11 protein-coding genes are annotated in these 15058 nt (G+C 61.2%); 7 read left to right on the top strand and 4 right to left on the bottom strand.

Going from position 1 to position 15058, the window contains the following annotated elements:
* Nucleotides 1-18 precede the first annotated feature (18 nt).
* Nucleotides 19-846, top strand: a complete 828-nt coding sequence (locus EAV92_RS11375; RefSeq protein WP_123041195.1) for a pseudouridine synthase — start codon at nt 19-21, stop codon at nt 844-846.
* Nucleotides 843-1634, top strand: a complete 792-nt coding sequence (locus tag EAV92_RS11370; RefSeq protein WP_123041194.1) for a Cof-type HAD-IIB family hydrolase — start codon at nt 843-845, stop codon at nt 1632-1634. Before EAV92_RS11375 ends, EAV92_RS11370 begins: the two co-directional genes overlap by 4 nt.
* Nucleotides 1635-1890: 256 nt before the next feature.
* Here EAV92_RS11370 and EAV92_RS11365 read toward each other — a convergent pair whose 3' ends face one another.
* Nucleotides 1891-3291 (bottom strand): RsmB/NOP family class I SAM-dependent RNA methyltransferase, encoded by a 1401-nt coding sequence (locus EAV92_RS11365; RefSeq protein ID WP_123041193.1) that lies wholly within the window; start codon nt 3289-3291, stop codon nt 1891-1893.
* A 29-nt stretch (nt 3292-3320) separates the two neighbouring features.
* Nucleotides 3321-4511, bottom strand: coding sequence for a GGDEF domain-containing protein (locus EAV92_RS11360; protein WP_123041192.1), 1191 nt, complete (start codon nt 4509-4511; stop codon nt 3321-3323).
* 109 nt (nt 4512-4620) lie between these two features.
* Between EAV92_RS11360 and EAV92_RS11355 the strand changes: the two genes are divergently transcribed.
* From EAV92_RS11355 to EAV92_RS11345, 3 genes are read left to right on the top strand one after another with little or no spacing between them, the layout of a single operon-like run.
* Nucleotides 4621-5790 carry a glycosyltransferase family 4 protein gene (locus EAV92_RS11355; protein ID WP_123041191.1) on the top strand — a complete coding sequence of 390 codons (1170 nt, stop codon included), beginning with the start codon at nt 4621-4623 and terminating at the stop codon, nt 5788-5790.
* A gap of 17 nt (nt 5791-5807) precedes the next feature.
* Nucleotides 5808-7091: a metallophosphoesterase family protein gene (locus tag EAV92_RS11350; protein WP_123041190.1), complete on the top strand. Its 1284-nt coding sequence runs from the start codon at nt 5808-5810 to the stop codon at nt 7089-7091.
* Nucleotides 7092-7133: 42 nt separating this feature from the next.
* Nucleotides 7134-10457, top strand: coding sequence for an AAA family ATPase (locus tag EAV92_RS11345; protein WP_123041189.1), 3324 nt, complete (start codon nt 7134-7136; stop codon nt 10455-10457).
* Here the strand turns inward: EAV92_RS11345 and EAV92_RS11340 are convergent.
* Nucleotides 10375-11442, bottom strand: coding sequence for a YkvI family membrane protein (locus EAV92_RS11340; RefSeq protein ID WP_123041188.1), 1068 nt, complete (start codon nt 11440-11442; stop codon nt 10375-10377). The two genes, EAV92_RS11345 and EAV92_RS11340, sit on opposite strands and share 83 nt — an antisense overlap.
* 126 nt (nt 11443-11568) lie before the next feature.
* Complete coding sequence (locus tag EAV92_RS11335) at nt 11569-12081, bottom strand: DinB family protein (protein WP_123041187.1); 513 nt, start codon at nt 12079-12081, stop codon at nt 11569-11571.
* Nucleotides 12082-12306: 225 nt separating this feature from the next.
* Here EAV92_RS11335 and EAV92_RS11330 point away from each other — a divergent pair, with 225 nt between their 5' ends.
* Entirely contained in the window at nt 12307-14298 is a 1992-nt protein-coding gene (locus EAV92_RS11330) for a glycoside hydrolase family 15 protein (protein WP_123041186.1), read from the top strand.
* A gap of 130 nt (nt 14299-14428) precedes the next feature.
* Complete coding sequence (locus EAV92_RS11325; protein ID WP_123041185.1) at nt 14429-15001, top strand: xanthine phosphoribosyltransferase; 573 nt, start codon at nt 14429-14431, stop codon at nt 14999-15001.
* Nucleotides 15002-15058: the final 57 nt, after the last annotated feature.

The raw sequence follows: 15058 nt of genomic DNA, 5'->3' as shown, positions 1-15058 counted from the left end.
AGGAAGGATGGGCTTGCCATGAAAAACACGATGAGATTGGATAAAATGTTGGGCAATCTGGGGTACGGCACCCGTAGCGGAATCAAAGCGCTGGTTCGCCAAGGGGGCGTCACCGTTAACGGGGAGCGCGCCAAAGATCCGGGCATGCAGGTGGATCCCGGGCGGGATATCGTCGTTTTAGACGGGGAAACCGTGCGGTACCGCGACACCGTCTATGTACTGCTGCATAAACCGGCCGGCGTCGTGTCCGCCACCGAGGATTCTCGGGACCGCACCGTGCTGGATTTGCTGGATCCGGAGCTCGCGGTTTTCTCCCCTTTTCCCGTGGGCCGATTGGACAAGGATACGGAAGGTTTGCTGCTGCTCACGAACGACGGCAAACTTTCGCATGATTTGCTGTCTCCGCGCAAACACGTGCCGAAAACCTATCGCGCCATCGTCACCGGCGAGGTGGGAGAGACGGAAGCGGAAGCTTTCCGCCGGGGAGTCGAGCTGGACGACGGATACGTAACGATGCCGGCGCAGTTGCGCGTATTGGCGGTCTCGGCGCCGGAGGAAGCGCCGTCTCATCCGGAGATGGCCGAGCCGGTAGCGAGAATGGCGCGGGGACGTCTGCGCGACGCAGAATCAAACGCGGTGAGCTGGATCGAGCTCACGATCCACGAGGGCAAGTTCCACCAAGTGAAGCGCATGTTCGAATCGGTCGGACAGCAGGTGCTTTACTTGCGCCGGGTCTCGATGGGTCCATTGGAACTCGATCCCTCGCTGGCCCCGGGGGAATCGCGGGAATTGACGGAGTCGGAAATCGACAGCTTGAGGCAGTACCGTAAGGAGGAGCCGAATTGACTTACCGTTTGATCGCTTTGGATGTAGATGGCACGCTGTTGAACGACGCGCACGAAGTGACGCCCCGGGTGAAGGAAGCCGTTCGCGCGGCTTCTCGCAATGGCGCGGAAATCGTGCTCTGCACCGGCAGGGGTTCCACGAGCGCCTTGCCCGTGTTGAAGGAACTCGGACTTGAAGGTACCATGATCACGCATAACGGGGCTTCCATCGTGGACAGCGCCTCGCGGACCGTGCTGTTCGAGACCGGGATTACCCCCGAGCTCGCGGAACGGTACATCGCTTATTTGCGACGGGAAGACATCCATTTTGACATGAACACTTCCTTCGACCTGTTCGTGAACCGGCTGGAAGACCACGTCGCGGAAATGTACGGGAGCATGTTTGCCCGTCCGATTTTGCGCGATGCCGTTGAAGGCATGCCGGAGCATACGGTGAAGCTGTCGATTTACGCGCCGAAGGAAGTTCTCGATACCGTCGAAAACGAGTGGCAGCAATGGACGCACGAACTCCATTACATCCGCAGCGGGGACAACTTCATCGACGTGCAGCATCCGCACGCGACCAAAGGCAAATCGCTGGAGAAGCTGGCCGGCATCCGCGGAATTCCGCGCGAGCAGGTGCTGGCGATCGGCAATTATTACAACGATATCGGCATGATCTCATTCGCGGGGCACGGAGTGGCCATGGACAATTCCCCTGCCGAAGTGAAGGCGGAAGCGGACTCGGTCACGCTGTCCAATAACGAAGACGGAGTCGCGGTCGCTTTGGAGCGGCTCGGACTCATCTGAAGCATAAGAGAAGACCGGCTGCGTTCAGCCGGTCTTGTTTTTTCGCGGAGTTATGTAACTTTCTTGTACAATTCCTTCTGACTCAGCCGTTCCAACGTTACTATCTAACGTTACAGAGCCGAAAGAAAATGATTCTGCCGTTCCAACGTTACTTTCTAACGTTACATAGCTAGAAGAGAGTGACTCAGCCGTTCCAGCGTTACTTTTTAACGTTACAGAGCCAGAAGAGAGTGACTCAGCCGTTCCAACGTTACTTTTAGTTAACATATAACGACCGCAGCCCTTTGGGGAGGCGGTTTTTATATTGCCCGTCGCTGGCTTTGACCCATCCGAGCGGGAAGCCGTCGACGGCCGCCAATCCCCATCCTTTGGCTCCTTGAGGAGCCGGGAGCGTCTCGCCGTGCCAATAAGCGGCCGCTTCCGGGGAATCGGCGGCGAAATCCTCGGAGAGGCGTGCGGCATATACGGGAACCGCGATCGCCAGCGCATGGTTCGGCTCGAACCGCCCGCCGGTGCGCAGATCCCCGAGATGCAGGCCCGGCCGCGGAACCTTCAAGCCCCGCAGCGAGTCGGGCGTGATCGGAGAGCCGGGCGGTACCGGCAGCCAGTATAGGGCGTCACCGAAAACGAGCGGCTGTCCGTAGGCCGGCAGCGTGAATCCCGGCAGCGATTCTTCCGCGAATGCGACATAGGATGGGAAGGAGGAGGATTCCGGGGTTTTGCCTCCTTTGGTTTTGCGGGGAGGGGATGACCCTCGCCTTCCCGGCTCCGAATGCGGTGTCTGAGACGCGCCGCCGCCGTCTTTGATCAGCAGCGCGGCGTAGTGCCCTTCGCCTTGTCCGAGATGCGGCCACATCCGCTCCTCGCGGTGCAGGCGGAACTCGGGGAATCGGGACAGGAAGTCGGCGATCGTCTCCTCGTTTTCGAGCGTGTTGAACGTGCAGGTCGAGTACAGCAGCTTGCCGCCGGGTTTCACCATGGAAGCGGCGTGCGGAAGGATGTCCCGCTGGCGAGCCGCGCAGGCTTCCACCGCCTCCGGCGACCATTCCCGGACGGCGTCCGGATCTTTGCGGAACATGCCCTCTCCCGAGCAAGGGGCATCCAGCAGCACACGGTCGAACGCTTCCGGAAAACGCGCGGATAACTCCTGCGGGGAAGCCTGCGTGACGACGGCGTTCGTAATGCCGAGCCTTTCCACGTTTTCGGATAATATTTTCGCCCTTGCGGGATGGATTTCATTGGCCACGAGCAAGCCTTTTCCGCGCATCAAAGCGGCGAGTTGCGTCGTTTTCCCGCCTGGAGCGGCCGCGAGGTCGAGCACCGTCTCTCCCGGCTGGGGATCCAGCAATTCCGCCGCGATCATCGCGGACGGCTCCTGGATGTAATAAAGCCCAGCCGCATGGTACACATGGCGGCCGGGACGCGTGGCTTCCTCGTACCTATATCCGTCCGGACACCAGGGAACGGGCTGAAGTCCGAACTGGGAAACGAGTTTCGCTTCCATGGGGTGACCCTCGGCCACCTTCAATCGGTTGATGCGCAACCCGTAACTTCTCGGTTCTTCATAACTATGTAAAAAACGCTCGGTTTCCCCGTCCAGCAGGCGCGAGACGCTCCTAATGAACGCAGGCGGCAAGTCGAGTTTCAAATCGGTCATGCGGTGTTTCTCCTTCCTGGCTGCTCTTGCTAGCGTTTCATCGCGGCGGGCGCCCTATCCGTCTGCGGCATGCCGGCGTAATCCGTCACGCGGTTTTTTCCGCTCGTCTTGCTGAAGTACATCGCCTGATCGGCTTGCTTAAGCAGTTCTTCAGCGGTGATGCCTTCACCCGGGACGGCGACGCGCAGTCCGACGCTCAGCGTCACGATGCTTTCCTTCTCCGTGCGAGAACGGATCGATTCGGCCGCCTGTGCCGCGGCGAGCGCGGGACCCACCACGAACGCGACGAGCTCCTCGCCGCCGTATCGGCCCGCGACGCCTATACCTTCGGTTTCTTCCGCGATCAGGGCAGCGACCTGTTTGAGCACGCCGTCAGCCTTGTGATGGCCATGCGTATCGTTCAGCCTTTTGAAATTGTCGATGTCGCAGAAAATCGCGCCCACAGGCTTGCCAGACCTCAGAGCCCTTTCCAACTGGCCCATGAAATACCGGCGGTTGTACAGATTCGTCAGTCCGTCCGTAATGGAAGAGCGGTAAGCGGTCATCATGAGCTCGACGACCCGCTCGAACAGCAGCGTGAAGAGCAAGACGTAATAGACGACGCGCAGCAGCTCCGCAAGATTGCCGAATTCGGCTGCGTCGGCCGGCCCATACTGAGCGATGACGGCGCAAAGCTGGGCGAAGAAAGCGGCGGCAAGTCCCGCGCCGTATTTACGACGCTGCCCGATATGGGGCCCGATCATGAGGCCGAACAGCAGAGGCAGCAAGAGGAAATAGCCGTCGAGGACGGGCGTGTGCGCCAAGCGGGCTCCCCAATCCGAGCCGGCATTCGGGACGCCGGGACCGGGAATCAGATCGCCGGCACCGATAAAGGCGCCGAGAACCAGCAATCCGATGAACCACATTCGCGTACGGGAACGCCGGCGAAAGTACAGCTCGAATATCGCGAAGTTCATGACGATGAACGCGAAAACCTGGAGCAGCTTGCCGGCGAAGCCGAATCCGGCCGCTTGGGGAAGCCAGCCGACCGACAAGGCCAGCTGAAGCGCGTGATGGATAAGGATGAAACCAAGCGAAACGAGGAGATTACGATAGGCAGCCCTTCGGTTGCCGGCATGCAGGCGGAACGCCATGAACAGCATCAAGCCGAGCACGACGACCGAGATCGAGGAGGAAAACAGAAGTCCCGGGTTGTTCGCGGAAACGTCGATAGAAGGCATAAGGGCTCCTTTTGGCCGGAAAATGAAGCTTTCTTTACAGAAACATATGTTCTAATATATCATATTTTCCATAGACCGAGAAGGTCGGCATACCGAGGAGGAATCGCCCATGAACATCCTGCAGGCGCTGTTTTTCCCGCCGGAACAGCCGGGGGGCGTCTCGTCCATGGTTCCCTATATTAGAGAGCGGTTCCGTAAAATCGGGTGGGAAATGGAGCTGTTTTCCCTTCCGAAGCGCATCCGTAACAAAGGACGCGAAGACGTCGAGTTCGATACGTTCGATTGGCGGCCTTACGCCGGCAACGCGATCGTCGACAAATATTTGCAAACTTATAAAGATTATATTTGGTGGACGAAGCTCCGGCTTTCGGGCCAGAAGTTCGACCTCATCCACGCCCACCATCCGATCGCCGCAATGGCGATGAAGCGCGTATTTCCCGATACGCCCGTGATCATGACCGTTCACTCGAGTTTCGAGCGGGAATTGATCTTGAACGGCCGCATCGCGACCGACGGACCGGAGCATCGGTTCCTCACGTCGATCTACGGCGAGCTGGAAAGGCATGCCGGTTTGCTGACCACTGTGTCGCAGTCGTTTGCGAACTATATGGGGCAGTACATGCGCAATCCGGCGGCGATCCGGGTCATTCCCAACGGCTACGACGAAAAAAGGTTCAAGCCGATTTCCCACGATAACGCGGTCGCGCAATTGGTCACCGTGTGCCGGCTCGTCCCTGCCAAAGGCCTGGACATTCTGCTGGAGGCTTGCGCGGAGCTCCGAAAGAGAAACAAGCCGTTCGTGCTTCATATCATCGGCGACGGTCCGATCCGCGAAGAGTTGGAAAGCATGGCCAAGCGGCTTGGCATTTACGACGACACGATTTTTTACGGGTACATGCTCCATCCCGAAGAACTCATGCCTTTCTTCGACGTTTTCGTGCTGCCATCCCGCGCGGAAGCGTTCGGTTCCGTATTCGCGGAAGCCGCGCTCTGTCTACTCGCTCTTGTCGGAACGGACGTCGGGGGGATCGCGGAGCAGATCGATAACGGCGCGAACGGGTTGCTCGTGCCGTCGGAAAATCCGGCCGCGCTCGCCGACGCCTTGGATACGGTGATCTCCGATCCGCATTTCCGTTACGAGATGGCCCGCGCCGCGTGGAACAAGGCGAAAAAGAGCTACTCGCTCAACCGGGTCATCGGGGAGCTGAAGAGCATTTACGTCGGGTACGGCGGGCAACGGGATTCCGCGGAAGCCGAATCCGCCGCCGATTCTGACTGATCCGGGAGAAGAAGACAATGGGAGTACCGTTTACGTTTGTTCATGCCGCCGATCTCCATCTGGACAGCCCGTTCAAAGGGCTCGGCAAAGTGCCGGACGCGGTGCGGGAAAGCCTTCGCGAGTCGACGTTCGGGTCGTTTCGCCGCCTTGTGGATACGGCGGTCCTCGAAGGGGCGGACTTCGTCGTGCTGGCCGGCGACCTGTATGACATGGCGGACCGATCGCTCCGGGCGCAGCTGCGTCTTCAACGTATGTTGACGGAGCTGGCGGATGAGGGAATCGGCGTGTTCGCCGTGCACGGCAACCACGATCCGGAGAGCGGCCGGCAAGCCCGTTTGGACTGGCCGGCCGGCATCCGCGTGTTCGGCTCGGGGACCGTAGAATGCGCGGAAGCCCGCCGCAGGGACGGTACGCTCGCCGCGCACGTCTACGGGATCTCTTATCCGACGGCCGCGGTCACCGACAATTTGGCGCTCCGTTTCGCAAAGCGAGAGGGTGCGCCTTTTCATTTGGCTTTGCTCCACGCGAACGTGGACGGCGATCCCGGCCATGACAATTACGCGCCGTGCCGGCTCGCGGAATTGGTCGGCGCCGGCTTCGACTATTGGGCGCTTGGACACGTCCACGATCGGCGCGTGCTGCACGAATACCCGCACGTCGTATATCCGGGTAACATCCAAGGTCGGAACATCCGCGAGACGGGGCCCAAGGGCGCTTATGTCGTCCGCGTCTCGGATACGGGAGAGATCCGGATGGATTTCCGCGATACGGCTGAGGTGCTGTGGCGGGAAGTCTCGGTTTCCATCGAAGGATTGGAGAGGGAGCAGCAGCTGAAGGAACGCCTTCTCCGAGCCGCGGAAGAGGCTCGCGCGGGCGCGGCGGGACGGCCCGTCATCCTGCGCGCGAAGCTGGTGGGAAGCGGAGCTTTGCACCGTCAGTTGCTTCGGGATTCGTTGGCCGAAGAATGGCTTGAGGAGCTGCGCGAGTGGCTTGGATCTCCGGATGAGAGGGACGATTGGGTTTGGCCGGAATCTCTGGTCGTACGCACCTCGCGGGAGGCCGACTTGGCGGCGATCGGGGAAGAGGACGGTTTCCTCGGGGAACTCGTCCGGCGCGGGCTGCAGGCAGCGGAAGACCCCATGGCCGGCCGGACGTTCGCGGAAGAAGCCCTGGAGACGCTGAGGCAGCAGCCTAAATTGCGCGAGTGGCTTACTTCACGTACGGACGAGGAAGTAGCCGGGCTCATCCGCCGGGCAACGGAAACGGTTGTTGCGATGCTGCAGGATGAGGATGCGGGCTGACGGGGTAGGTATACCTTTCCCTTTCCGGAGGAGGAACGGAACGTGTACATAAGAGAGCTGAGAGTGGACGGTTACGGGCCGCTGCGCGACATGTCCGTGTCTCTGGAGGCGGCGGTTACCGTCGTGTACGGGCCGAATGAAGCCGGCAAAAGTTCGCTGCTTCGCTTCATCCGCGCCATGCTGTACGGGATTCCGACGAGGAAGGACCCGGTGGAACGGGGAGAGCCCGTGTTCGGCGGGAGGCATGGCGGCGGTTTGTCGCTTCTCGCCCGTGACGGCAGAGAGCTGGCGATCGAACGTTACGCCGACGGCAGCGGCGGCAGCGGCCGCAAAAGCGCGGGCGGAATCCTCGTTCGAGACGGCAACGGATTGGAGCTGCCTTGGACGCAGCAGGAATGGGAACGCCGCGCGCTCGGCGGAGTGTCCGAGCGGCTGTTCCGCCAGTTGTTCGCCGTCTCGCTCGACGAGCTGCACGAGTTGTTGACGCTGCAGGGTGACGAGATCGGCAGCTTCCTTTACCACGCGGGATTGGCCGGGGGAGCGTCGCTGGCGGAAGTCAGGCGCAGGCTCGCCTCCGAGGTGGACAAGCTGTACCGCCCGAAAGGAACGGTCCCGGAAATGAATCGCCTGCTCGCCTCGATCAAGGAGACGGAAGCGGCGATCCGGCAAGGGCGCAGCCAGGTGGCGCAGTATCGGGAAGCGGTCGAGTCGATGGAGCAAGCGAACGCAGGGCTGTCGGCGCTGGAAGCGGAACTGCCCGAATTAGCGCGGAAAGCCGCCGGCTATCGCGGTGCCTTGGATGCCAGGGAACTGTGGCTCCGTAGGCAAGTGCTGCTGGAGGAAGAGAGGGAACTGGCGCTGCGCCTGCCGGATCCGTCCGCGCCGCCGCTGTCGGAGGAAGCAACTGCGGAATGGCGCGAGTTGCTTCGCCGCCGGGACGCCGCGGCGGAACGGCTTGCTAAGGCGGAGGCATCCATGCGTGAGCTCCGTAAGGAACGGGCATCCCTGCGATGGGATGCCGACTTGCTTGACCGAGCGCTGGAACTGGAGAGACTGGAAGCCATGCGAGAAGCAACGGCCGCCCGGTTGGAGGAAAGGGATTCTCTTTCGTCGGAGCTCCGCATGCTGGAGGACGCGCTGGATACGCTGCGTCAGCGGCTTTCTCCCGGCATGCCGCTTGACGGCTTGCGGGCATTCGTCCGGGTGACAGCAGAAAGAGAGCCTTTGCGACGCCTTCAGCTAGCGTGGGGCGACGCGAATCGGACGATGGAGCGAATGGAAACCGAAGCCGGGCGGATTGAGCGTCAGCGCATCGCCGTTCGGGCAGAGATGGACGCGGCCACGGCCGGCAGGAATCCAACGGCGCTGCGGTCGGACGAAGGAGCCTCGGAGTATGACTTGCCGTTCGGGCCGTTCCGTTCCCGCAATCGCGAGACGCTCCAGCACGCATGGAACGCGCTGGAGGATGAAATGCGCCGATGGGACCGCGCCCTGCTCTCTGGCGCGCCTACGCAGGAAGAAATCCTCGTTTCGAGGAAGCGGGGGACACGGGCGTCGGGTGGCGGAGGACGGGCCGGCGGCTCCGCCGGTACCGGTGGACTGCCGAGGTACGCCGCTTCCGCCGCTTCGGGCATCGTTGCGCTTGCGTTGGTGTTCGCAGTGGTTCAGGGCTCTGAATCCTCTACCGTTGCCGCGGTGGAATGGGTCGGAGCGGCCCTGTTCGCGGCCGCGGCTTTCTTCACTGCACTTGCAGGCAAACGCGGAGCAGCAAGCCCTTCCTATCCCGCAGAACAGGCGGGAGAATACCGCAGGCGTGCCGAACAACGGCTGGCTGAGCTTCTGGTCGATCCCGGCAAAGCGGCCGGAGTTCTGTTCGACAGCCGAACGGAGGCGGGGATCGGTGAATCCTCCGAGAGAGCATGGATGCAGCTAAGGCAGTCCGTTCAGAATTGGCTGGCGCTTATAGAAAGAACCGACAGGGAATCGGCCCGGCAGGAAGAGTGGAGGCGCCGGCTCTCCGAGCTGGACCGCGAGTTTGAAGCGCTGCATGCAGAGACGCGGCGAGCTGCTGCCCGTCTGGATGAGCTGCAAGCCGAATGGATGGAATGGCTTCGCAGGTATGGGCTTCCCCTATCCCTGTCGCCGGATGATCTGCAGGAGCTGCTCGGAATGGCCGAGCAAGGACAGGCCTCTCTTCTCCGGAGGGACAGGACGGAGGAACGGCTAACCGCGCTGGACGAAGCGCAGGCGGCGTTCCGGGAGGCGGCTGTGGCGTTATTCGAGGTATGCCCTCCTCCCGCCTCAATGGAAGCCGACCCCGTACTCTCCGTCAGTTGGCTTTACCGACGCTCATTGGAAGAACGGTCCGTGCGGGATGAAGCGGCACGCCTGGACCGGACGATCGCGTCGGCCGAACCGGAACTGGCGGATGCCCGCGCGGCCCTGTTAGTGGCCGAAGCGGCGACAACTTCAACGGTCGCGCGCTCAGGCGCAGCGGACGAGGAGGAATACGAGCGCAGGCTCCGTATCGACGAAAGCCGGAGGGTGTTGTCGCGAGAGCGAAGAGAGGTCGAGCTGCGGATGGAAGCGGGGAAAGATCCCGCCGCGGTATCTGAACTTCAGCGCCTGCTCGTCGAACACGACGAGGCGGCTCTGGCATGGATGGTCCGTGACGCGGAAGAGAAGTGGAAGGCCGCGGAGGCTTCCCGCACGGAGCTCCTTGATCGCAGGGGACGCTTGGCGCAGGAGCTGGAACGCCTTCGTGAAGAAGCGGAGTCGGAGGATCGGCTCGCCAAGCTGGCGGAAGCGGAAGGCAAGCTCGAGCGCCTGGCCGAACGTTATGCGGTTCTGACGCTCGCCGACAGACTGCTGCAGGATACGAAAGCGGTTTTCGAAGAAGAACGCCAGCCCGAGGTGCTGAGGCTCGCGTCCCGGTATTTCTCGCGGATGACGGAGGGCGCATACGCGCGGATCACGGTTCCCGGCGATACGCCCGCCATCCGCGTGGAAACGCCGGACCGGCGCGTAACGGACAGTGCCTTTCTCAGTCGGGGGACCCAGGAGCAGCTCTATTTGGCCATGCGCTTCGCGCTGGCCGGAGCCGCCTCGCGGGAGGTGCCGCTTCCGTTGCTGCTGGACGACCTGTTCGTGCATTTCGACGAACGGCGCCTCCGGCAGACCGTATCGGTGCTGGAGGAGATCGCGTCTGACCGTCAGGTCATCCTTTTTACGTGCCATCGCCATGTGGCGGATGCCGTGCGGCAAGGATTGCCTTCCGCGAGGATCATGGAGTGGGGGGCGCAGCGGGAGGACTCCCGTTCCCGAGTGCCCGGTCACGGCCCATCAGGAACAGCCAGCCCAGACTGAGCATGCCGAACAATGGATACAGCGTGGACAACAGAGGCCCGAAGCCGAATTGGCCCACGCCGAAGCATACGATCAGCAATCCGGCGGTCAGGATGCTTCGGGGGATGCGCATCCTCTCTTGCAGCTGAACGGTCAGCCCGAATATATCGGCCACCAGCGTCGTGAAAATTTCCGAAAAAATAAGCAGCACGTAGATCCAATGGATCCAAGCACCGAATTCCCGGGCGATACCCGCCATGGGGATATCGAAGCGTTCGACGCCCGGCATCCGAGCCGCTAAAGTCACGTGGCCGGCGAACAGCAGCAGGCCGATCCCGATGCCGCCCAGCCAAGCCCCGCGCCGCAAGACGCGGGGATCGCCGATGGAGGAACCGAGCGGAACCAGCACAGCCTGCGCCATCGAAAGGTTAAACGCCGCATATAGGAACGGAGACAAGCCGGCGGCCCACAAAGAAGCATCGGTTTCGAACGACATCCACCTGCCGTGACCGGGGCTGCCGAGCGTATCGAACACGAGGATGGCCGTGAACAGGATCATGATCGGAACGACAAGCGTGTTGATCGTCATGATGGCGGATATCCCTTTGCGAAGCAGCACGAAACAGGCGAACATCGTGATAAGCAGTCCGCTTTGGTAGCTCAGATTGAGATGCTCGGAGAAAATCGAACCTGCGCCCGCAAGCATGACGGCATTCACCGCGAGAAGCACGAACAGCATGACAAGGCTGACGCCGCGGCCGATTTTGTCCCCGAACAGATGCTTGTTCAAGTCCTCGTAGGAAGCCGCCTTCATCTCCGCCGCGAGGAGCATGATTTTCGAACCGATCCATACGAAAAACAAAGTGGCGCACAAAATGAGCAAAGGACTCCACTGTCCGAAACGGGTGAAAAACTGCATGACCTCTTTTCCGGAAGCGAACCCGGCGCCCACGACGGTCCCGATAAACGTAAATCCGACCTGCAAGCTTTTCCACCAACCACTCACGCCCGTCGAATCCCCCTCGTCTTGTCCGCTCTTCCTAAGAAGATATGAGAGGGAACGGACGGACATGCTTCCCGGGATAGAAGAAGGGACGGAACTCGCCGATCGCGAGTCCGTCCCTTTCACATTCTACAAATATTTGTCCCGGATGATGCCCACGTGGTGAAGCTCATGTCCCGCGATGACGTTCGCCAGCGCCCGGACGGTCATCCCGACGTTGCTGGCCGTTCCGCGGCGGTTCCAAGCGTCCTCCGTCAGGCCCCTCAACAGCGAAAGCGTCGCTTGGCGAACCGCGCGGTACTCTTCGGCGAGCTGGCTGAAGCTCCAACCGCCGAAAGGAGCGTTTTGGATGAACAAATCCTGGTCGAAACCGGGAAGCGGCGTTTCGTCTCCTCTGGATATGCGGAGCAGGCGGTAGCTCATGACGCGCTCCGTATCGGGGATGTGGCCGATCACTTCTTTCAGCGACCATTTTCCTTCCGCGTACCGGTGGTCTCCTTGGCTCTCATCCAACGAGGAGATCAGCGAGAAGGTTTGGCTTTCTTGGGCTGCCAGAATGTCGATCAGATTCCCCTCGGGTACCAGGCGGATGTAATTGCCGAAATGCCCGCCGTATTCGTCTTGCGATGGCCGTACGTCCATGGGATTCATGCCCCCTCCGAAGATTTAGAAAATTATAGCACCCCGGTTGCGCAACAAACAAGTTCAGGTAAAATGGTTGTAGGACGATTCACGGACCCAAGGGGGGGAACGGATGTCCCGGCCTGCGGCCATCGCGGACCGGCACCGCCGTTTCGGGTTTTTGACTATGACTAACCCGCCCGGGAGAATCGTCCGGCGTTTCCGGGCTTTATAAGGAGATGCTGCATGAACAGCGAAGCGAAACTGCAAGAGCACTTGAGCAAGAAGCCCTATCTGATCGACGCGATCGCGGGCAATTCCGAGATGCTGGTTTCCCTCGGAAGAACCGGGAGATTGTATCGGCTGTGGTGGCCGCACATCGACATTCCGCAGCATGTGGACGAAATCCGTACGGGACTGAAGTGGGACGGGGCGCCGGGGGGCGTATCCTGGTTCGACGACGCCGGGGACGGATGGAGCCACGACGCGGGATACGTCCCGCGAAGCAACGCTTATCGCGTAACCGCCTCCCATCCGGATGCGCCGGTTACGGTCGAGCAGACGGACTTCGCGGTGCCGGGCAAGCCGATTTTCGTTCGGTTATACCGGCTGACCTATCGGGGAGAAGGGCCGGGGCGCGTATCTTTCGTGCATTACGGATCTTTCCGCATAGCGGACAATGAGCTTTTCGCGACGACGGAGTTCCGGGGGGAACACGACGCGCTGCTTCATTTCCGCCATGAATATGCATTCGCGGTAGGAAGCTCATCCGAGTGCGCGGGCTATCAAGCCGGCGGCGGAGCCCGCCATGCCGCGCTTCGGGGAGAAACGAACGGCAATACGATCGACATGCAATCCGACGGCGTCCTGGAATGGGATCTGGGCACGCTAACGCCCGGAACCACGGTGGAACTGCCGATTTATTACGCGGCGGGCATGTCTCGCGGAGAAGCGCTGGATGCTCTCGCGGAAGCGAAGAGCATCCCAGCGGCCGAATGGCTCGCGGACACGCTCGCCTATTGGGACCGTTTCCTTGCGAACGCCGCTCCTTGTCCGGGAGGCGGCGAGGAAATCCGGACACTCTACGAACGTTCTTTGCTGGCCATGAAGCTGATGGCCGACGAGAAGACGGGTACAATCGTGGCCGCACCCGAGTTCGACGAATACTTTACCCGTTGCGGGGGCTACGGGTATAGTTGGGGCCGCGACGCGGCTTTCGTCACGACCGCGTTCAACGCGGCCGGGCTCGGATCGTTGTCCGAGAAATTTTACGACTGGGCGGTTTCGGCCCAGGAGCCGGACGGCTCTTGGCAGCAGCGCCACTATCACGACGGACGTCTGGCTCCGAGCTGGGGGCTGCAAATCGACGAAGGCGCTTCGCTGCTATGGGGCATGTGGGAGTATTTCGTCCATTCGGGCGAAGACGAGGCTTTCCTGGCCCGCATGTGGCCCGCGGTAGAGAAGGGGGCGGCGTATTTGGCCGGCTTCATCGATCCGGAGACGGGGCTGCCGCTTCCGAGCCGCGATTTGTGGGAAGAGCGCGAAGCGGAGCACACGTATTCCGCCGCGGCGGTATACGGCGGCCTGACCGCGGCGGCGTCCTTCGCCCGGCGGCAAGGGCGCGATGACCTGGCCCAGGCTTGGGATGAGGCCGCGCGCGGCATCGCCAAGTCGGTCGAAGACGGCAGCTGGAACGAGGCCAAATCCTCCTACTACCGCGGACGCAAAATTACGGTTTCCAAGGAAGCCTATGATACGGCGATTGCGCGCGGGGAGAAGGGTGAAGTCCTGCCGCGGGATAAAGCTTACGTCCGCCACGTGTTGGAATTCGATCCGATCGTCGACGTGAGCCTGCTGGGCCTCAGCGTTCCGTTCGGCATGGTGCCGGCCGGTGAATCCCGGATGGCCCATACGGCAGACGCCGTGGAAAAGCTGCTCACTTCCCATCCGGTCGGAGGCATCCGGCGATACGAGGACGACTCCTACATCGGAGGCAACCCTTGGATTCTGACCACGCTGTGGCTCGGCCATTTCCGGACGCTGCAAGGGCGGTACGACGAGGCGAGAAAGCTGCTCGACTACGCGCTCGACCACGTCACGGAGTCCGGCCTTCTGCCCGAACAGGTGGACAAGGAAACCGGCGGAACGGCTTGGGTCGTGCCGCTGACCTGGTCCCACGCGATGTTCATTTTGGCCGTGCATATGCTGGCCGAGAAACAGGAACTGCACGCCCGCTGACCGCTATGACGGCCGAGGGCCGCGAGACGAAACCCGTTCCGACGCGATCGGAGGGTTTCGTCTTTTTTTGATTGCGCAACATTAGCAGATATGATACGTTAAACGGAAAAAGATCGGGCGGGGTGGAAATATGGACATTTTGAAGGAACGGCTTTTGAAGGAAGCCAGTGTCCTGAACTCCGATGTGCTCAAGGTCGATTCGCTGCTGAACCACGGCGTCGATCCTCAGCTTACGATGGAGATGGGGCGGGAATTCGCGCGGCGTTTCGCCGGCGTGGCGATCACCAAGGTGATCACGGTGGAGTCTTCCGGCATCCCCGTCGCTTTCGCGACCGCTTTGGAACTGGGCGTGCCGCTCGTGTTCGCGAGACGCAAGAAGACGCTTCTCGGCGAACCGGACGCATATATGGAAAGAGTGCCTTCCTTTACGAAGGGGATCGTGACGGATCTCATCGTTTCGCGGCATCTGTTGCAACCGGAAGATACGGTCTTATTCATCGATGATATTATCGCCAATGGGGATGCGGCCCGCGGGCTGATCCGCATCGTCGAGCAATCCGGGGCGCGCCTCGCCGGCATCGGAATCGTGCTGGAGAAGTCGTTCCAGGCAGGCGGGAGAACGCTGCGGGAGCTCGGCTACCGGCTCGAGTCGCTCGTGAAAATCAAGTCCCTGGACAACAACGAGATCACGTTCGCCGAATAAAATCGCCCCATCCGGGCGAAACATCCCTTTTCGTGCCGCTCACGATCACGTATAATA

Source organism: Cohnella candidum, assembly GCF_003713065.1.
Lineage (GTDB): Bacteria > Bacillota > Bacilli > Paenibacillales > Paenibacillaceae > Cohnella > Cohnella candidum.
Note: the sequence above shows the minus strand (reverse complement) of the source record. Positions and strands in the feature narration are given on the sequence as shown.

Excerpts from the sequence above, each read along its gene's own strand:
- EAV92_RS11375 (WP_123041195.1), top strand. The coding sequence starts at position 19 with ATGAAAAACACGATGAGATTGGATAAAATGTTGGGCAATCTGGGGTAC.
- EAV92_RS11365 (WP_123041193.1), bottom strand. The coding sequence starts at position 3,291 with ATGACCGATTTGAAACTCGACTTGCCGCCTGCGTTCATTAGGAGCGTC.
- EAV92_RS11360 (WP_123041192.1), bottom strand. The coding sequence starts at position 4,511 with ATGCCTTCTATCGACGTTTCCGCGAACAACCCGGGACTTCTGTTTTCC.
- EAV92_RS11355 (WP_123041191.1), top strand. The coding sequence starts at position 4,621 with ATGAACATCCTGCAGGCGCTGTTTTTCCCGCCGGAACAGCCGGGGGGC.
- EAV92_RS11350 (WP_123041190.1), top strand. The coding sequence starts at position 5,808 with ATGGGAGTACCGTTTACGTTTGTTCATGCCGCCGATCTCCATCTGGAC.
- EAV92_RS11335 (WP_123041187.1), bottom strand. The coding sequence starts at position 12,081 with ATGGACGTACGGCCATCGCAAGACGAATACGGCGGGCATTTCGGCAAT.
- EAV92_RS11330 (WP_123041186.1), top strand. The coding sequence starts at position 12,307 with ATGAACAGCGAAGCGAAACTGCAAGAGCACTTGAGCAAGAAGCCCTAT.
- EAV92_RS11325 (WP_123041185.1), top strand. The coding sequence starts at position 14,429 with ATGGACATTTTGAAGGAACGGCTTTTGAAGGAAGCCAGTGTCCTGAAC.